The 18,130-nt window shown below is 39.9% G+C and carries 17 protein-coding genes; 8 read left to right on the top strand and 9 right to left on the bottom strand.

Going from position 1 to position 18,130, the window contains the following annotated elements; all coding sequences use genetic code 11:
• The first annotated feature begins 61 nt into the window (after window positions 1–61).
• The 4 genes from IQ276_RS23465 to IQ276_RS23450 all read left to right on the top strand — a co-directional run bounded on the left by IQ276_RS23465 (window position 62) and on the right by IQ276_RS23450 (window position 5,758).
• Window positions 62–1,723: an ArnT family glycosyltransferase gene (locus IQ276_RS23465; RefSeq protein WP_193919875.1), complete on the top strand. Its 1,662-nt coding sequence runs from the start codon at window positions 62–64 to the stop codon at window positions 1,721–1,723.
• A 160-nt stretch (window positions 1,724–1,883) separates the two neighbouring features.
• On the top strand, window positions 1,884–2,351 hold the full coding sequence (locus IQ276_RS23460; protein WP_193919873.1) for a MarR family winged helix-turn-helix transcriptional regulator: 468 nt from the start codon (window positions 1,884–1,886) through the stop codon (window positions 2,349–2,351).
• A gap of 162 nt (window positions 2,352–2,513) precedes the next feature.
• A complete protein-coding gene (locus IQ276_RS23455) occupies window positions 2,514–3,962 on the top strand; it encodes an HlyD family secretion protein (RefSeq protein ID WP_193919871.1) in 1,449 nt (482 codons plus the stop codon).
• A 194-nt stretch (window positions 3,963–4,156) separates the two neighbouring features.
• Entirely contained in the window at window positions 4,157–5,758 is a 1,602-nt protein-coding gene (locus tag IQ276_RS23450; RefSeq protein ID WP_235115904.1) for a DHA2 family efflux MFS transporter permease subunit, read from the top strand.
• 346 nt (window positions 5,759–6,104) lie between these two features.
• Here the strand turns inward: IQ276_RS23450 and IQ276_RS23445 are convergent, their stop codons facing one another.
• The 6 genes from IQ276_RS23445 to acs all read right to left on the bottom strand — a co-directional run bounded on the left by IQ276_RS23445 (window position 6,105) and on the right by acs (window position 12,537).
• Window positions 6,105–6,884 (bottom strand): Uma2 family endonuclease, encoded by a 780-nt coding sequence (locus tag IQ276_RS23445; protein ID WP_193920995.1) that lies wholly within the window; start codon window positions 6,882–6,884, stop codon window positions 6,105–6,107.
• Between the two features lie 111 nt (window positions 6,885–6,995).
• On the bottom strand, window positions 6,996–7,691 hold the full coding sequence (locus IQ276_RS23440; protein ID WP_193920993.1) for a dCTP deaminase domain-containing protein: 696 nt from the start codon (window positions 7,689–7,691) through the stop codon (window positions 6,996–6,998).
• Window positions 7,688–8,221, bottom strand: a complete 534-nt coding sequence (locus IQ276_RS23435; protein ID WP_193920991.1) for a hypothetical protein — start codon at window positions 8,219–8,221, stop codon at window positions 7,688–7,690. Before IQ276_RS23435 ends, IQ276_RS23440 begins: the two co-directional genes overlap by 4 nt.
• A 365-nt stretch (window positions 8,222–8,586) precedes the next feature.
• Complete coding sequence (locus IQ276_RS23430; RefSeq protein WP_193920989.1) at window positions 8,587–9,645, bottom strand: nucleotide kinase domain-containing protein; 1,059 nt, start codon at window positions 9,643–9,645, stop codon at window positions 8,587–8,589.
• A gap of 150 nt (window positions 9,646–9,795) precedes the next feature.
• The gene (locus IQ276_RS23425) at window positions 9,796–10,476 is read right to left on the bottom strand and encodes a tetratricopeptide repeat protein (protein WP_193920987.1); all 681 of its coding nucleotides are present in this window, start codon (window positions 10,474–10,476) and stop codon (window positions 9,796–9,798) included.
• Between the two features lie 87 nt (window positions 10,477–10,563).
• On the bottom strand, window positions 10,564–12,537 hold the full coding sequence (gene acs / locus IQ276_RS23420; RefSeq protein ID WP_193920985.1) for an acetate--CoA ligase: 1,974 nt from the start codon (window positions 12,535–12,537) through the stop codon (window positions 10,564–10,566).
• A 197-nt stretch (window positions 12,538–12,734) separates the two neighbouring features.
• Between acs and IQ276_RS23415 the strand changes: the two genes are divergently transcribed.
• The 4 genes from IQ276_RS23415 (at window position 12,735) to IQ276_RS23400 (ending at window position 15,681) form a co-directional block, all read left to right on the top strand.
• Window positions 12,735–13,382, top strand: a complete 648-nt coding sequence (locus IQ276_RS23415; RefSeq protein WP_235115903.1) for a restriction endonuclease subunit R — start codon at window positions 12,735–12,737, stop codon at window positions 13,380–13,382.
• Between the two features lie 28 nt (window positions 13,383–13,410).
• Window positions 13,411–14,160, top strand: a complete 750-nt coding sequence (locus IQ276_RS23410; protein WP_193917142.1) for a Uma2 family endonuclease — start codon at window positions 13,411–13,413, stop codon at window positions 14,158–14,160.
• Between the two features lie 318 nt (window positions 14,161–14,478).
• A complete protein-coding gene (locus IQ276_RS23405; protein ID WP_190876377.1) occupies window positions 14,479–15,171 on the top strand; it encodes a hypothetical protein in 693 nt (230 codons plus the stop codon).
• A 69-nt stretch (window positions 15,172–15,240) separates the two neighbouring features.
• Entirely contained in the window at window positions 15,241–15,681 is a 441-nt protein-coding gene (locus IQ276_RS23400) for a hypothetical protein (RefSeq protein ID WP_190876322.1), read from the top strand.
• Window positions 15,682–15,877: 196 nt separating this feature from the next.
• On the opposite strand, the gene IQ276_RS23395 is transcribed toward IQ276_RS23400, so the two are convergent.
• From IQ276_RS23395 to IQ276_RS23385, 3 genes are all read right to left on the bottom strand, one after another.
• Window positions 15,878–16,351 carry a DUF29 domain-containing protein gene (locus tag IQ276_RS23395; RefSeq protein ID WP_193917144.1) on the bottom strand — a complete coding sequence of 158 codons (474 nt, stop codon included), beginning with the start codon at window positions 16,349–16,351 and terminating at the stop codon, window positions 15,878–15,880.
• A 342-nt stretch (window positions 16,352–16,693) separates the two neighbouring features.
• Entirely contained in the window at window positions 16,694–17,131 is a 438-nt protein-coding gene (locus tag IQ276_RS23390) for a hypothetical protein (protein WP_190876324.1), read from the bottom strand.
• A gap of 118 nt (window positions 17,132–17,249) precedes the next feature.
• Entirely contained in the window at window positions 17,250–18,116 is an 867-nt protein-coding gene (locus IQ276_RS23385) for a zinc metalloprotease HtpX (RefSeq protein WP_193917146.1), read from the bottom strand.
• Window positions 18,117–18,130 lie beyond the last annotated feature (14 nt).

Raw genomic sequence — 18,130 nt, 5'->3', positions numbered from 1 at the left:
TTGCTTTGGAAATTCGTCATAAATAAATCCACATTGCAGCATTCATTTTTTCTAAATTTCAATGTTCTACAAATTACACGTTTTGCAGTATATTTGGCACAAAATCCTGCTGTTAGTATCATTACCCTATTTTAGTTTGTTAGTTTGGATACTACCTTTATTACTATTTACTTCTGGGTATAACAGCCTGATAGCACATGATGAAGCGCTTTATGCTTCACGGGCACGTCTGATGTTTGATTCTGGTAATTGGATAGCACCTTGGGAAAAGGCACATCATAAAACACCGGGACCTTATTGGTTAATTGCCAGTTCCTATAAGCTGTTTGGTATCAATGATATGAGTGCCCGTCTTCCTAGCATGATTACAGGGATTTTCTGCTTATGGCTTGTATATGAAATCGGCAAAATTATCCTGGGGAAAAAATTAGCTTGGCTTGCTGCTGCAATTTTAAGTGTGGAATTTCTCTGGTTGCAATATTGTCGTTTAAGTACGCCTGATGTGCCTCTAGTTTTATTAGTACTTTTAGCTATTTTGTCTTTGATTAAAGCAGAATTAAATCCTGTAACTCGCTACTTTTGGAGTTTTATTGCTGGTTTAAGTTTAGGTTTAGGCTTCTTACTCAGAAGTTTTATGATTTTTGTTCCAATCATAGCTTTATTGCCTTATTTAATTTGGGATCATCGCCGTCATCGTCATTTGACTAACCCAATGTTATATTTAGGGTTTTTCGTCGGTTTAATTCCTAGTTTCATTTGGCTATGGCTGAGTTGGTTACATTATGGAAATCAAAGTTTTGAGGAGTTGTACAAATTTGTTCTATATCAAGGTAGTAATGGTAATGACCATTATCAGACTAATTTTCTCTTCTATGTATGGAATATTGCCCTCAAAGCATTTCCTTGGGCTTTTTTCGGAATTTTAGGACTAATTTTGGCTATCCGTCATCCCTTTCGCTACCAATTATTATTAGTTGGATTTCCACTCGTCTTATTTATTGAAATTAGTATTTTTACAACTCGTTTCTCTCACTATAGTCTTTGCCTTTATCCGTTCGTCGCTTTGTTTGCATCTGTGGGTTTAAGCTGGCTAGGCAAAATTTACGAGTTAGGAATTCCCTCGCAATCCCGTCTTCAAAAAGGTAAAAAAAATCTATTAAACTTTTTTGCCAAGCAGAATCTTCCGCGAAATCTCAGTTATGGCTTTGGCGGGTTCGGTGTTTTACTTGTCATCGCCAGTATTGTGGTTCTTGGTTGGGGTGGTTCTGATATCCGCAAGTATGCAATTATTGGCTTGGGTATGGGATTGGGTTGGTTAATTTTACCCGTGGTGTGGATTGGTCGTTATCACTTTGGCAAAAAGTTTCTCACAACTCGTTATTGGATTGCAGGTTGGTTAGTTCCCTGTTGGCTAGCTTTGGCGGCGATGGGTACCACAGGCCTGTTAAGTGACTATAACCCGGCTTTAAGAGTTTTTCTGCAACAAAGTGCGATCGCTTCTATTTTGAAAACTAATCCGATATACTTTGTACAAATAGATGATAAAGTCCAAGTACTGCTCGATTTCTATATTGCTATTGACGATAAACGAGTAGCCTCATTTTCCGAAGTACCAGCTAATAGCTATGCTTGGACTTCTGAAGATCAATCCCCTCAATTATCCAGACCTCATCGCGTTCTCGCTACTGTCAAAGAGTACCAATTTATTCAACTACTTCAGTAATTTTTCTCATTTGTGATTTGTGATTTGTTATTCCCCGCGTCTCCCTCATCTCCCTCATCTCCCTCATCTCCTGCAATCCCCAGTCCCCAAAAAAAGCTATTGCCAAAACACTGGAATTTAGATAGCATATAAATATTACGTATGCTAAATATTTTAACAAATGGTTTCTACATCTAATCAATCCCCACCCTTAGAGTCGTGGCAGCAAAATCTTGCACCATACAATATGGGCTACAGAATCAAATTACTCTCGCAACTGCTTGGACGCAAGTTTACTGACAGACTAGAACCCTTTGGATTGACGCCATTTCACTGGTTGGTGTTGTGCTGTCTTTGGCAAGAAGATGGTTTACCTACTTCTAGTATTGGGGACAAACTTAAACAAGTGGGCGGTACTTTAACGGGGGTATTAGACCGCATGGAAGAACGCGGCTTGGTACGTCGAGAACGGGATACTCACGATCGCCGCATCTGGCGAATCTGGCTAACGGATGCAGGTAGAGAACTACAAAGCGTCTTACCTCCAATCGCCTCAGCAGTGCGTGATGAAGCAATGGGCGGTATTTCCCTTGCTGACCAAGAATTATTTTCCGACATTTTGAATCGGGCGATCGCTAACCTCTCCTAAAGATCCTCCCACAATCACCCAACCGGAGGAAGCAACACTAAGATTTATTTTGAGAAAATAATACGCATACTAAATAAAAGCCAAGCAAAGGCTCGTAACTAAATATTACGCATTCTAAATAAATGACATTTAATCAAATCATTCTGCAAGGAGTTGAAAATTATGGGCGCTAGTACTTTGAACGGACGCAAGGAAAACCAAACACGAGTTTTAGAAGAAGAATTGATTACAGATTCAGAGACTTTAGAAGCTGTAGAGACAGCAGAAGCACCTGTTATAACTCCCAACGAACAAGAAGTTCCAGCGAAACGGAAAAAACCCATTGGTTTGATTTTGGCAGGATTAGGCGTAGGTGCGATCGCCGCAGGTGCCTTTGGTTATAACTACTGGCAATATTCCTCTACCCACCAGGAAACAGATAACGCCAACGTTTTGGGAAACATTCACCAAATTAGTAGCCGCATTCCTGGAACTGTGAATGAAGTGCTGGTGAATGATAATCAACTGGTGCAACCGGGAGAGTTATTAGTGAAGTTAGATCCACGGGACTATGAAAGTAAAGTCCAACAAGCACAAGCAGCATTAGAAAATGCCCGTGGTCAGGCGCAAGCCGCCCAAGCGAATATTGCTTTAGCTTCACAAACCACCACTGGTAAGACAACTCAAGCGCAGGGGGATGTTAGCAGTGCTGTAGCAGCAATTTCCACTGCCCAAGCAGCAGTCCAAGAATCGCAAGCGGGGATACCTGCGGCGCAAGCGGAAGTTAAGTTAGCCCAAGCCGGGATTCCCGCCGCCCAAGCCCAGGTAGCCCAAGCGAATGCCAACTTGGAAAAAGCCCAAGCAGATTACAATCGTTACAACGAATTGTACAAATCAGGTGCGATCGCTCGTCAGCAGTTAGACACAGCCAAAGCAGCCTATGATGTAGCTGTAGCGCAGAAAAATGCTGCTGTTCAGGGAGTAGAACAAGCCCAAGCCAAATTAGCTTCAGCCAAAGTTGGCGTCGCCAAAGCCCAATCTCAACTAGCACAAGCCCAAGAAAATGTAGTCAGCGCCCAAGCGAAATTGGCTGCATCCAAGGGAGGATTGCAACAAGCCACAGCTGGCGGTCAAGATACAACAGCAAAACGTAGTCAATACGAAGCAGCAAAAGCAGCGATCGCTCAATCAGAAGCATCCCTCAAAGACGCGCAATTGCAACTATCCTACGTTAATATTACCGCTCCTAGTGCCGGACGCGTGGGCAGGAAAAACGTGGAAGTTGGTAACCGAGTTGCAGCGGGAACACCATTAATGGCGATCGTGGATAACGAGTATTGGGTAGTTGCAAACTTCAAAGAAACCCAATTAGAAAATATGCGGCCAGGAGAACCAGTAGAAATCAAACTCGATGCTTTTCCTCATCACAGTTTTGTTGGTCGTGTTGAGAGTATTTCGCCAGCTTCCGGCGCCCAGTTTGCCTTATTGCCACCAGATAACGCCACAGGTAACTTTACCAAAATTGTACAGCGCATCCCAGTCAAAATAGTTTTTGACCAAAAAAGTATTCAAGGATACGAATCGCGGATTACACCGGGGATGTCTGCGGAAGTTGCAGTGGAAGTTAAGTAGGGCATGGGGGATGGGGAGACGCAAAGAAAAACGGCGTTGCTGAATCAAGGGATGAAATTGTACGCATTGAAATCTTAAACTCCTTATTCTCTCTGTGTCTGGGCGCCTCTGCGTGTTAGCGCAGCGGGGCGTAGCCCGATAAATCATCCCGCAATTATGCAACGCCAGAAAAACTATATAATGACCAATGATTAATGACTATGGCTAATACAGGTGTAATTCGTCAGCCAGGACATAATCCTGCTATACCGCCAGATCGTGTACCGCTAAGAACCTGGATTGGTGTATTAGCAAGTATGCTTGGTGCATTTATGGCGGTATTAGATATTCAAATCACTAATGCTTCGCTGCAAGATATTCAAGCAAGTTTAGGGGCAACTCTAGAAGAAGGTTCTTGGATTTCTACCGCCTATCTGGTTGCAGAAATTGTAGTAATTCCTCTAACAGGATGGTTATCTAGAGTTTTTTCTCTACGACGTTATTTATTAGTAAATACTGCCCTATTTATCTTCTTTTCTATATGCTGTGCTTGGGCGTGGAATCTGAATTCTATGATTGTATTCCGCGCCTTACAAGGTTTTAGTGGAGGAGTATTAATTCCCACAGCGATGACAATTGTCTTAACGACCTTACCGCCATCCAAGCAATCAATAGGGTTGGCGGCATTTGGTTTTAGTGCAGTTTTTGCCCCATCAATCGGCCCGACATTAGGAGGTTGGTTAACCGAAAATTTTGGTTGGGAATACAACTTTTATATCAATTTAATTCCAGGGACATTAATGCTGGCTGGCGTTTGGTACGGAATTAAGCAAGAAGCACCACAAATTAGTTTATTAAAACAAGGTGACTGGTGGGGAATTATTGCAATGGCGATCGGATTAGGTTCCCTGCAAGTGGTTTTAGAAGAAGGTAGCCGGAAAGATTGGTTTGGTTCAGCGTTGATTGTCCGCTTAACTGTAATCGCAGTCATTTTTTTGGCAGTATTTTTCTTTATAGAATTAACTCGAAAACAACCATTTATTAATTTGCGGCTGTTGTTTAGGCGTAACTTTGGTTTAGCCAGTATTGTGAATGTGTCTTTGGGAGTAGGATTGTATGGATCAATTTATATTTTACCGTTGTATCTTGCCCAAATTCAAAAATATAATGCGCTGCAAATTGGTGAAGTATTGATGTGGGCTGGTATTCCCCAACTATTTATTATTCCTTTAATACCCAGATTGATGCAACGCATTGATATGCGTTTCATGGTGGCTTTTGGTGTGACTTTGTTTTCCATCAGTGCATTTATGAATTCGGGAATGACTCATGAAACAGGATTAGATCAATTACGCTGGTCGCAATTTGTGCGTGCAATGGGACAACCTTTAATTATGGTACCACTGAGTTCTATTGCCACTGCTGGGTTGAGTCCAAAAGAAGCAGGTTCCGCCAGTGGTTTATTTAATATGATGCGGAATCTGGGTGGTTCTATCGGAATTGCTTTTTTAGCAACTTTATTAACAAACAGAGAACAATTTCACTCGAACAGATTGGGCGATGGAATATCTTTATATAACTCAGAAACTCAACAGCGAATTGACCAGATGACGCAGTATTTTATCAGCCGAGGAGCAGATTTAAGTACAGCACAAAATCAAGCGATCGCATCTATATCAAATATTGTTCGTCGTGAATCATTTGTAATGGCTTTTAACGATTGTTTTCACTTTATTGGTATTGCTTTATTACTCAGTGGAATTGCTATTTTATTCTTGAAAAAGGTGAAGGCAACTGGTAGTGCTGTCGCTCATTAAATTTGTTGTATTGGTTATAGCCGTTATCAATTACATGAGGTACAAAAATTTGTAGGGGCGCATAGCTATGCGCCCCTAGCTTTTACCTCACCAAAGCGATAGCGGTTCCCATTCACATGCGGTACAACATTATGTTGCGAAGTGTAAGGGCACGGCAGTGCGGTGCCCCTACTGGTATACCTCACGTAAACGAGAAACGCTATATAGGAATCCGATTTGATTTCTGAATCACTCGTAGAGGTAAGGGACTGGGGATTGGGGACTGGGGACTGGGAAGAAGGAATAAAAGTGTACTGAGTTTTGTTCAAAAATCAAATATGAGTCCTATAGTAGAGGATAATGTTTCCTAATCCAACATTTCTGGGTCAATTCCTAAAGCATTGAGTTGTTCAACAGAGAGATTACGCAACTTGTCAGTAATTGATAGCCGCTTTTGTCGTTCAACTTCAGCCCTTTGTCGTTCAACTTCAGCGCGTTCTTCACCTGTTAGCAGTAAATTTCCTTGTGCATCCCACCACCGCAACCAAGGTAACTCTGCATTATGATAAAATCCTTGCCAAATCCCTAATTCTACCCCTAAAGGAGCAATTGGGTAATGTCCTTTTTCATTGGGTTTCATCAGTTGATAAGTAAAATCGATTAGATGATACACCTCAACCTGGGCTTTTGCTACTTCATAAATTCCATAATAAGGCACTCGAATTGCCTGTTCATAAACCCAAAATTTACCAACATTTCCACCTTCTGCTTGCGATGGCGGCGTTTTATCTCGTTCTTCTGAACCATCTCCAGAAACAAATTCCAATACAATTAAAGGTGCGAGAGATTCTTCCCACAGCACATAAGAACGCCGCGTTTTACCTTCAAGAGTTGGTGGTATATTCGGTATATAAAACCAATCTGGTGTTGAGATACCTTTATCAGGAGGATCTGTCAATCCCCAGTAAATACCTAAATTTTGTCCAATACAATATTGTCCATCAGGATGGCGTTGTTCTAGAACAGGTTTGATTGAATCTGTAATTAAAATACTTTGCGGATGTTCCTGCCAGTTTTTCAAAAATTTACCACCTGAATCTGGTAACTGGGTGTGGTCAGGTAAAGTTAATGCCGATAAGGAAGTCATAGGCTTTAACCAAGATTATATTTGTATTTTGTTTATTATCTTAATAAATCTAACAAGCTTTGTTTTCCTAGAGTACTTGAGATGCCTTGGATTTCTTTCACCAATTGAAAATTAATAGATGGGAAGAGAAGATTTAAGCATATTGAGTAATGGCTGTATAAATATATCCACTATTGGCTTTGTAAAACTAAGCAGAACCCCAATAGCAATCGCAAAGACAAAAGCCTGTTTAACAGAATAATTCTCTATTTTTTTCTCCATATCATCCAAACGTTTTACTAAATAAGGAAGAGAAGAAACTAAATCAGGGCTATTAATTAAGTCGGTTGGAATTGAATCATAACCTATCTTGTTTCGTGGATTTTCGTCAGCTTTATCCAAGTCTGCATACCATATAGAAAAAACCCTCTCACCTCTTCCTACATGAAAGTTAAGAGGACCAGCATTATAAACAGCAAAAATTAGTTTACCACTATAGCCAGGATCGACATGAAAACCGGAAACATTAATCAGTCCACTTGATTTAAATTTAAATTTAATTGAAATAAAGGCAAGTGCATTGTTAGGAACTTTGATTATTTCAGAAGTTATCAGAAATGCAAACTGTCCTGGAGGTATAGCAACAGTTTCTTTCTCTTTAAGAATAATTTTTTTACGCTCTCTCAAAGGTGTATCAGGAAGGGCTGAAATATAAATTTCTTCCCCTAAGCATAATTCATACGATGCAGACTGAATTTGATCGGCATTAAATGGTTCAATTAAACTAGGAAGATGAGATCTCAAAGTTTGTGATGACCAAAAACTCATTTGTTTCTCCGTAAGATATCGTTTAGTGAATGTTTTATCTCCACAGAGGCTAAACGCCGTCTAGACTCTTCCAAAATAGAAATATTTCGTGAGTTTGCTTCACAAAGGAGAAGGTAAAAAAACTTTCGTATATTCTTATTCCAGGTTGCTCGAATTGGGTAATCTTCTTGGTGATCTGTTGCTTCACAAGCCTTAGCGAGTTCAGCAAGAAGCAGAATATATTCATCAATGAAATTAGCGTCTCTACAATTTATTCTATCAATCAGCAACTCTTTTGCTAAAGAAATTCCTAATAAGTTACTCGCAGAGACAATCATTATAAATGAATCAATAAATGCCCTTTTATTTTCTGCTGCTGATACAGGTATAGATGAAAGAATTCCGAGATATTTAACGAGATGCAAGGCAATATGATTCATTCGCCTAGAAATATCAAGTACAACTATTTCATGATGATAAATTTCATCATGCCTCATTTGTAAGCATTGATAAGCATTTAATTCTTCGGTTGAAATTAGTTTATTTGACATGGCGTTTCGACTGATTTCATTCTTAAAATTTAGTCAGTCTATCTCCCCTGATTTAGGCATCTAGAGAGTTAAACTAACAATTTTGTATTTAACACCCTCATATTGGTTATTAGACGGACTGTGATCTCTACAACACCTTCAGATGAGTGATTAAACTGATAGCTTTTTTATAATACATTAATAGGTATAAAGTTAGCGCAACTCATCTTTAATCTAATGAATAATAGCTAAATCATAGCATTTTTTATTTTATTTTTATTAAATTTTATTGAAAAAATGTTATTGCTTCACAGTGATTATTGTACCACTGAACAAGCACAGAATGTGTCTGATTTTGCTATATTATCTTGAATCTCGTATCTTGTTTATACTATAGGATTTAACTGCAAAGATAATTGCTGACAATTGCTATTATTCAATAGTTGCAAACTAGTAATCTCTGATGCTACCAATCTCTGTACTAAAGTTTTTTGAACTTTATCGTTAATATGCCATTTGGGTGGATAAAAATAATCAATTGGTTGAGGCGTTGAAGTAAATTTTGATTTTATCTTTTTGCGATTACTTTTCAAGTCTGGAAATGCTGCTCGGCAGTATTTATCAGTTTCACAAAATAAATTTTGACAGTCTATAGCCTGTAGCGGACGACCCCAAAGTGATTGAAAATTTAACCCCAAACGTTGAAATTCTTTCTCTTGATTTTCAGTCATCCAATGAATAACATCTGTGTATGTTTTACCTTCTGTATCAAGAAAACATTTGTTGATACCACGTTCGGCTCCTGGGCCTGCTATAGTAAAACTGTTTTCATCAAAGTTGATAATTTCACTATAATTAATATCTGTCGCTAATTGATAAGCCATAAACTTACCCAGCAATGGATATTCTTGGATTATCTGAAAAACATCTTCAAAATGTTTGGCTTTGACTATGCGTTTGTCTACTCTATCTTGAACAACCATTTTATCAATTAATGCCAAATGATTTTGATGTTTTTTATCATAACCAAATTCTTTGCTGGCACAAGACATATAGGCACTAGTATAAATAACATGCCCAAGATTCATCGCCTCTTGTAAGATATTTGAATATAAATTTAAATCGAAATTAGACAGTGTAATGTACTCACCTAGTTGTTTCTCTAAATATTCCCAGGTTTCTATTTTATTAAAAATTTTAAATAGTAAAATTCTTAAAATTACTTCTTCTTGATTTTTGCTTCTGTTGTCATCGTAAATTACGTTTTTAATCAGATATTGTGAAACGCGATCGCTCGCTCGATAAGCATTACAAAATTTATAAGTATTAATAATAGGATCGCTCGTCCAAGGCGGTGGTAGATTGTTAATTTTGTTGAAAAATACTTCTTGGCGCATAGCAGCAAATCGCCAATAGGTATCAAAAATTTCTTGTCTTACTTGCATATACTGTTCTCTAGGTTTGTGAGCATCAATTTTTATCTACAAATCAGATTATGCGACAATTGCCGCATAATCATCTTACCATATCGCATTCCTGGTAAAGCATCCTAAAAGCAAATCTTGTGAACTTTTATCTACTGAAAAATAGATTTTTTAAGAAATGCTAGGATCGTCTGATTTTTTAATCTCTTGCATGATTCGCTCAACTTGATTAACCCTTTCTTTTCTATTCTGTTCTTTGAAGATATTTAAAGCTTTTTCTAGAGAAGCTAGCGCCTCGTCTTTTTTATTTGTTTGCCACATTGCTAGGGCAAAATTAGTCAGTGCTTCAGCATAATTAGGATTAATTTCCAAAGCTTTTTGATATTCAGTAATAGCTTCTTGCCAGCGATTTTCGCTAGCGTAAACCATACCGATCGCATTATAAGCTAAAGCATATTTTGGCTGGAGGCGAATGGCTTCTCGGAAAGCGCTAATTGCTTCTTCTGATTTCTGTTGCCGAAAAAGCACGTTTCCCAGTTGAAAATGTCCAAAGGTATCTTTGGGGAATTGTTTAATTAATTTGCGTAAATTTTCCTCTGCACCTTTCATGTCTCCTTGATTGTACAAAGCATTGGCTTGTTGGAGAATCTGCGATCGCTCTGATGGTCCTGTGTCGGAAAATTGCGCTAGTTTCTGTGATTGTCTCTGAGGATACTGTTGAGGCGAATCTAAAGAAACTTTTCCAGAAACCGCTAACACCGATGGTGATAGACCAATCGCAGTGATAATACTCAGTGTCATGCAGCTAAAAGATTGAACAAATGCTGATTTCAGTTTGCTGTTCAGTTTCATCGCCCTGAATGCCTTAATAGTGTTCTAATACCTATGATAAATTGCGGGTGCGTTACCGTGTAACGCACCACGATTAATCCAAAATTGCTACGCGCCTTCCCGTAACTTATCCAACACGCTTCTATCTTCTAAGGTTGAAGTATCACCAGATACTTCTTGTCCCGCAGCGAGATTTCGCAATAATCGCCGCATAATCTTACCCGATCGCGTTTTGGGTAAAGCGTCGGTAAAACGAATTTCTCCGGGACGGGCGATGGCACCGATTTCTTTGACGACGTGTTGTTTGAGTTCTTTACTCAATTCTTCACTTCCCTGATAGGTGCCTTCTAATGTTACAAAAGCAACTACCTCTTCACCTTTGAGTTCATCTGGCTTACCCACTACTGCTGCTTCTGCAACTGCTGGATGGGAAACTAAGGCTGATTCGACTTCCATTGTACCGAGTCGATGTCCTGATACATTCAATACGTCATCGACGCGACCCATTACCCAGAAGTAACCATCTTCATCGCGTCTGGCACCATCACCAGCAAAGTAAGTGTAGTTACCATCTTTGGGGGGGATATGTTCCCAATAGGTGCGGCGGAAGCGTTCCGGATCGCCGTAGACTGTCCGCATCATTCCCGGCCAAGGATGGCGGACTGCTAAATAACCGCCTTCGTTGTTGGGTACGGTGTTTCCTTCTAAATCCACCACATCTGCGATAATTCCAGGGAAGGGAAGAGTCGCCGAACCTGGTTTAGTGGGAATTGCCCCTGGTAGCGGTGTAATCATGATACCGCCAGTTTCCGTTTGCCACCAGGTATCCACAATTGGACAGCGATCGCCACCAATTACTTTCTGATACCACATCCAAGCTTCTGGGTTAATCGGTTCGCCGACGGTTCCCAACAACCGCAATGAAGACAAGTTTCGCGCGTTGGGATGCTGTTCGCCCATCTTAATAAATGCCCGAATTGCCGTAGGTGCAGTATAAAAAATATTGACGCCGTATTTTTCAATCACATCCCAGAAACACCCAGGATTAGAGGCACGGGGCGCACCTTCATACATCACCGTTGTTGCACCGTTGGAAAGGGGGCCATAAACGATGTAGCTATGTCCAGTAATCCAACCTACATCGGCAGTACACCAGTATACATCTGTGTCTTGCAGGTCAAAGATCCACTTGGTGGTCATGTGGGTATACAAATTATAGCCAGCAGTTGTATGCACCACACCCTTGGGTTTGCCTGTACTCCCAGAAGTGTAGAGGACAAACAGCATATCTTCACTGTCCATCGGTTCGGCGGGACAATCAGCCGATGCAGTTTTTTGTAAATCATGCCACCAACGATCGCGTCCCCCCAACTGCATATAAGTTTCTTGTCCGGTGCGCTTGACAACCAGGACATTTTCGACACTGGGAACAGCACCATCAGCTAAGGCTTTATCTACCTGTTCCTTGAGGGGAACGATCGCATCTTTGCGCCAACCACCATCAGCAGTAATTACTAACTTGGCTTTAGCATCAATTAAGCGATCGCGTAAAGCTTCGGCACTAAAACCACCAAATACCACACTGTGGGGTGCGCCAATTCTTGCACAGGCTAACATGGCGATGGCGGCTTCGGGAATCATTGGCATATAAATACCAACGCGATCGCCTTTTTGTACGCCCAGTCCCTTTAACACATTGGCAAACTGGCAAACTTCCCGATGTAGTTGGGCATAGGTGAGGGTACGCGAGTCTCCTGGTTCTCCTTCCCAAATCAGTGCTGCTTTATTTTTGCGCCAAGTAGTGAGATGTCTGTCAAGGCAGTTGTAAGAAATATTAATCTTACCGCCAACAAACCACTTAGCAAAAGGCGGTTGCCAATCTAGCACAGTATCCCACTTTTGGAACCATGTTAATTCCGTTGTCGCCAAATCTGCCCAAAATTGCTGCGGATCGGCTTTGGCTTTGTCGTAAAGTCGCTGATAGTCTTCCAGGCTTTTGATATGGGCGTTTTGTGAGAACTCCGAACTAGGATGGAAAAGGCGATTCTCTTGTAGGATTGATTCTATGGTTGGTTGAGACATAGTTTATGAGCGCGATCGCTATTGTTACCTAAAAACTATTCTTAGCCCAGTTACGGTGTACCGTGTTTAGATTTTCGTTAAGCTGGGTGGAAATTGCCGAGTTATTTGTCATTCCCCGCGTCCCCCTCATCTCCCTCATCTCCCTCACCTCCCTCATCTCCCCCACTCCCCACTCCCCACTCCCTTTTCCTAAAACTATGCCACTTATTCTCGAAGCCAGTAGTCTATCTCTCAACGATGTTCATCGCTTTCTCGAACTAGAAGAACTTTCAACTGGTTCATTCACTGACTTTTTAAATTTAGAACCGTTGACAGAGTTTGAACAACAGGATTTATTGCGAATTGGAAAAGACTTCCATCGTTATCTCAGGCTGGGTAAAATTTCTGAAGGCTTAGTCAAATTTTTGACTATTGCGCCATTAATGCGGTTAGCAGGATTTTACGATGTGCCGATTCGGTTGACAATGGAAGATAGCATTGCCATTGCTGTGGAAGATGAAGACAAAAAAATCACCGGGCGGATGGATATTTTAGCAATCAACAATCCTCAAAGTCATGCTGCATCAGCTTTTTGGATTTTAGTGATTGAAACGAAAAATAGTGCGATCGAAGTTGGTGAGGGTTTACCTCAATTACTTACTTATACTTTTAAAAGTTTACAAGAGCAACCATCTGTTTGGGGTTTGGCAACTAACGGACTGCGTTATCAATTTGTTTATTTAAGACGCGAACAACAACCAACTTATCAATTAATGCCATTATTAAATCTCAATGAATCTCCCGATGCAATTGAGTTATTACGAGTTCTTAAAAGCATCTGCAAGTTAGTAAATTTTCAGAAATAATGAATGTATAATTGCGGGGCGATCGCTTATGTCTGAACCTGCTACCTTAGAAGTCATCTCTGATGATACTTTAGAAGATCAAGTTATTTTTCCTCCAGGCGATATACTGAGTGACGAACCACCCTTGGAAAGTGACCTACACCGAGACCAAATCGATTTGCTGATTCGCCTACTGAAATTCTGGTGGCGAGAAAGGCAAGATTTTTATGCTTCTGGCAATTTGACAATTTATTACAGTCCTAACCAGAAAAAATCAGAATACTTCCGAGGCCCAGACTTTTTTGTAGTTTTGGGAACCGAGAAAAAAGACCGTAAAAGCTGGGTAGTTTGGCAAGAAGACGGCAAATATCCAAATGTGATTGTGGAGATTTTGTCGAATTCAACAGCAGCAGTTGACAAAGGCTTCAAAATACAAGTTTACCAAGATACTTTCCGTACACCCGATTATTTCTGGTTCGATCCGATAACAATGGAATTTCAGGGATTTCACTTAGTAGATGGAAAGTATCAAGAAATTCAAACCACCACTGATGGACGTTTATGGAGTCAGCAGTTAGAACTTTACTTGGGAGTTTATGAAGGTAAATTAAGATTCTTTACTACTGAAAATCAAATGATACCATCATCTGAAGAACTAGCCCAACAAGAAAGCTTACGTGCCCAACAAGAAAGCTTACGTGCCCAACAAGCAGAAGAACGTGCCCAACAAGCAGAACAAGAAATTGCTAGACTGCGTGAACTTTTGCGTACACAGGGCATTAACCCTGATAATATTTGATCGTGATCGAATTCACATAGACACTTTACAGTTAAAATTAGATATAAATTTGTTGAAATAGTGAACAGCGAACAGTCAGCTAAGACCTATCAAAGGGGACTTAGAGGATGTTTGAAAAGTGGTAGCTGATGTATCCAAAACTTTAGATCCTCCTTAAGAAGGATGACCTTGAGAAGTTTATTCCCCGCTTTTTATGCCAGAGGATATAGATACAACTCTACACTTGACAAAGATACTCTTATACCCAAAGTGCAAAACTGACTATTGGTAACTGAGTAAGTGTTAAAAAAGCGTTAGTGTGTGAAAGTAGGACATCGTTTGCAAGCAAAAGAGATTAAGGATAAATTAAAATCCCTCATCGAGCAAGCTTCCTCGATAGATCCTAATTTAGCGAGAAGATTAGATGAAATCAACCGTTGGGTAAAGAATATCAAACCGGGTTCCCTCACGGCTAAACCTTTTGTCCTTGCTTTTCTCCTAGAAGTAATTACCGATTCGACAATTTGGCTGATCATAAAATCCTCACATTCGGAAGAAGAACGAAAAGCAAAATTTGAGCAAATGACACCCATTGAGAGATATTGGTATGGTTACCTTTTTCCCAAATGGATTAATGCAAATGATTCCAAATTTTATATTTGGAAACAAAAATTGATGGCAGGTGAATTTAATCAGGGTGATGATGATATTATTAGAAATATAGCCCAAGATATTGTTCAGCGAGAAGGTAGTTTTTGGCAGCGTTATATTGCCGACCTTTCGATGGCAACGGATTTAATTGTTAGTAGTCGTAACAATCAACCACTCTGCATTCAAATAACCAGTGTCAGTGAAGAACTTAATCAACAAAAGTACCAAGCTTGGCAAAATACACTGCGATCGTGGGAAATAGAGAGAGGACTGTTCCTAAGTTACAACCCCAAGGATGCTAATTTTGTGAACCAGTTAGTCAATGTGGCGCTGTATAACAGTGATTATCTTTCTGGTGGGAAATATTTAAAATTTTCCTGATCATCTCCGGATTCTAATGTACAAGATTTGTATTCTAGCCTACATACTTACCTGCTCATTACAGCTTTTATGGCTAACAAAAGAGAAACTCACACCTGCAACAATGTAAATAATTTTGCCCAAGCTTTAGCAACAGCCAGACAAATGCAGCAGAACTGGTTAACTTACGGGGTTGATTTTATCAATTTTTATGTTGAAGATGCAGATGGAGACTGGTTAGAAACCTGGGGAAATGACGAAATATTAGGTAATTCTCGATTAGATGCTATCAAAGAATTTTTGGTAAGTGATGATAATGTAGCTGTAAAAGTAAGGCAGTATTTAAAAGAGCGATCGCTGTTTGATTTTGCAGTAAGTTTAGAAGAATATTGGAGAAGTCCTGAAGTAGATGATAGGTTATCTGCTGTGAGAAATCTATTAGCTGGTGGTGCAAATATTGATGATGCGGATAGTATCAGATTAATGGATTTAGCAAATAGTCTGCTGGTAAAGTTGGCAGATATTTTGTGAAATTTGGAATTACACGGAGAACCCCACCCCAAAGCATCGGGGAGGGGAGACAAAGCCTAGCTTTGGCTCTTTGGAGTGCAATGACTACTATAGGAATCATAACTAATTATCTGAACTTGATATAGTATTTCTCGTTTTAGCAGGGTAGCACAGCTGTGCTACCCTACGAGGATCTATTTTTTTTGTATCGTAACTGTTAATCACTGTCTCCATAAAAATCTTCATTTAATAATTGTTCAATAAGAAAAGGACAATCCAAAGGATATTCTGCTTCCCCAGGTTTTCTAACTCCTAATTTAGCGTTTTTACTTTCTTTAATTGCCAGTTTGCGAGCATCAGCATAGGCTTGAGAAATAACCTCAGTAATATAATTTTTAAAAGAAGGATTTTCTTCCAAATCCTTTTTTACTCGAAAACGATGTTCTGTCACAGAACTATACCAGCTTCCTTTCATCATATCAGGAGCATCAGATTGAACGGTCAACTTGAGTAAATGAGCAATCAAGATTGTTAAATTACTAATAAACGACCGTTTTTCTGACTTTCCCATGTCTTCTAATTCTAAAAGTAAATGCTCCCAGTCTATATCATTAAAACGATGTTCTTTAATTTGCTCAATAATACTTTCTCGCCAAAGATTAAAATCTTGATCGTACAGTTGATTGTTCATATATAGTAATCAGCCTTAATTTATAAATTAGTAGTGTAGAGAGAAGATTTGTTTGTCACTCATAAGAGGACTACCATAGCATGGAATTTTTTGGTCATCTGGAAATTGTTATAGTACACCTGTAGGGGCACGGCAGTGCCGTGCCCCTACACCTGGCGATATCATGTTGTACCCCATCTGAATGGGAACCGTTATATTTAGTCTAAATAATATAATTTTACCGCTAATTTCCAAAATTTTCTGGGTTTAGGGTGATTCCCTGGCAATTCAAACTGTAGGGGCGTACAGCTGTACGCCCCTACATTGATCTAATCGATATGAACTGCGATCGCATTACCCTATTTAATTTTGAGAGTAAGGGTGATTGAAGGCTTCCCAAGCAGCTTTGGCAGCTTTTTGCAGGCGAAAATTGAATTCTACTACATCTTTCATCATCAAGTGCCAATTTCTCTGGGCTTCGTCTTGAATTACCGCCCAAGCATTTTCTATATTAACGCGATCGCGCTCCATAACTTTCCTTCCTTCAATCAATTCTCTTGCTCGACGCACAGCATTTAAATAGGTTTCGCGGGTAACAGTACCTGCTGAATCAGCCTCAGCTTGGGCGCGTCTTTTTAGTGCCTCAATCAGCGCTTTGGTTTCGCGCTTTACTTCATCACTTTCATCAGCCATTTCAACTTCCACTAATTCCTCAGTTTGAGAACTAATTTCTACAATTACTGTCGATTCAGTAGATTCAATAAATGTCGCTTCAATGGATTCGATGTTGTTAGAATTCATACTTAAAACATCCTGAATTACAAACTTTACTTATCGATGAAAAATGCACCCTGTAAAGCGTTATTTATTAGTCATTCTCGATTTTTTAAATCACTAATGACTAATAACAAAGGACTAATTAAGCTTTTGTTGTCAGTTGTTGCTCTAATTTCAGCAATGCTGCAACTCGTGCTTCTGTAGCAGGATGACTGGAGAATAAGTTACCTAAAAATTGTCCAGAGATGGAATTGATAATTAATAATGGCTCAAAAGCTGGATTGGTATTTAAAGGCATCTGCTTTGCTGTAGCTTCTAGCCTTTGTAGCGCCCTAGCTAAAGCGCGGGGATTAGCAGTTAATTTAGCAGAACCAGCATCAGCGGAGAATTCTCTTGTGCGTGAAATTGCCAGCTGAATGATTGTTGCAGCTAATGGTGCAAGCATTACTGTTAATAAAACACCCAAAGGATTTCCACCTCTGTTGTCATTTCGTGAACCACCGCCAAACCAAAGGCTATAACTCACCATTTGCGCTAGGAAGGAAATGGCACCAGCTACTGTAGCAGCAACCGCTTGTGTGAGGGTATCACGATTAATAATGTGGGTGAATTCGTGGGCGATAACGCCTTCGAGTTCGTCTTCTGGTAATATATTCAAAATGCCTTCAGTAACAGCAACAGCAGCGTGTTCTGGATCGCGCCCTGTAGCGAAGGCGTTAGCAGTTTGACTAGGAACAATATAAACTCTGGGTGTAGGAATATTAGCACGACGAGATAACTTTTCCACTATTCGATAAAGTCCCGGTGCTTCCCTTTCACTGACAGGTTGTGCCTGATATACTGCAAGGGCAATTTTATCTGATTGATACCAAGAAAACAGGTTTGTTACTGCTGCTAAGCCGATTCCAATAATCAAGCCACTACTACCACCAATTACCCAGTAACTAATTGCTATCAAAAGACCACTTAGTGCAGCTAGCAAAGCAGCTGTTTTGAATTGATTTCCCATATTTTCGCTCTCCT

The sequence above is a fragment of the Desmonostoc muscorum LEGE 12446 genome (assembly GCF_015207005.2).
Taxonomy (GTDB): Bacteria; Cyanobacteriota; Cyanobacteriia; order Cyanobacteriales; family Nostocaceae; genus Nostoc; species Nostoc muscorum.
Note: the sequence above shows the minus strand (reverse complement) of the source record. Positions and strands in the feature narration are given on the sequence as shown.

Excerpts from the sequence above, each read along its gene's own strand:
- IQ276_RS23445 (WP_193920995.1), bottom strand. The coding sequence starts at position 6,884 with ATGACTTCCTTATCGGCATTAACTTTACCTGACCACACCCAGTTACCA.
- IQ276_RS23450 (WP_235115904.1), top strand. The coding sequence starts at position 4,157 with ATGACTATGGCTAATACAGGTGTAATTCGTCAGCCAGGACATAATCCT.
- IQ276_RS23395 (WP_193917144.1), bottom strand. The coding sequence starts at position 16,351 with ATGAACAATCAACTGTACGATCAAGATTTTAATCTTTGGCGAGAAAGT.
- IQ276_RS23465 (WP_193919875.1), top strand. The coding sequence starts at position 62 with ATGTTCTACAAATTACACGTTTTGCAGTATATTTGGCACAAAATCCTG.
- IQ276_RS23415 (WP_235115903.1), top strand. The coding sequence starts at position 12,735 with ATGCCACTTATTCTCGAAGCCAGTAGTCTATCTCTCAACGATGTTCAT.
- acs (WP_193920985.1), bottom strand. The coding sequence starts at position 12,537 with ATGTCTCAACCAACCATAGAATCAATCCTACAAGAGAATCGCCTTTTC.
- IQ276_RS23385 (WP_193917146.1), bottom strand. The coding sequence starts at position 18,116 with ATGGGAAATCAATTCAAAACAGCTGCTTTGCTAGCTGCACTAAGTGGT.
- IQ276_RS23410 (WP_193917142.1), top strand. The coding sequence starts at position 13,411 with ATGTCTGAACCTGCTACCTTAGAAGTCATCTCTGATGATACTTTAGAA.
- IQ276_RS23440 (WP_193920993.1), bottom strand. The coding sequence starts at position 7,691 with ATGAGTTTTTGGTCATCACAAACTTTGAGATCTCATCTTCCTAGTTTA.
- IQ276_RS23400 (WP_190876322.1), top strand. The coding sequence starts at position 15,241 with ATGGCTAACAAAAGAGAAACTCACACCTGCAACAATGTAAATAATTTT.
- IQ276_RS23435 (WP_193920991.1), bottom strand. The coding sequence starts at position 8,221 with ATGTCAAATAAACTAATTTCAACCGAAGAATTAAATGCTTATCAATGC.
- IQ276_RS23430 (WP_193920989.1), bottom strand. The coding sequence starts at position 9,645 with ATGCAAGTAAGACAAGAAATTTTTGATACCTATTGGCGATTTGCTGCT.
- IQ276_RS23390 (WP_190876324.1), bottom strand. The coding sequence starts at position 17,131 with ATGAATTCTAACAACATCGAATCCATTGAAGCGACATTTATTGAATCT.
- IQ276_RS23455 (WP_193919871.1), top strand. The coding sequence starts at position 2,514 with ATGGGCGCTAGTACTTTGAACGGACGCAAGGAAAACCAAACACGAGTT.
- IQ276_RS23460 (WP_193919873.1), top strand. The coding sequence starts at position 1,884 with ATGGTTTCTACATCTAATCAATCCCCACCCTTAGAGTCGTGGCAGCAA.
- IQ276_RS23425 (WP_193920987.1), bottom strand. The coding sequence starts at position 10,476 with ATGAAACTGAACAGCAAACTGAAATCAGCATTTGTTCAATCTTTTAGC.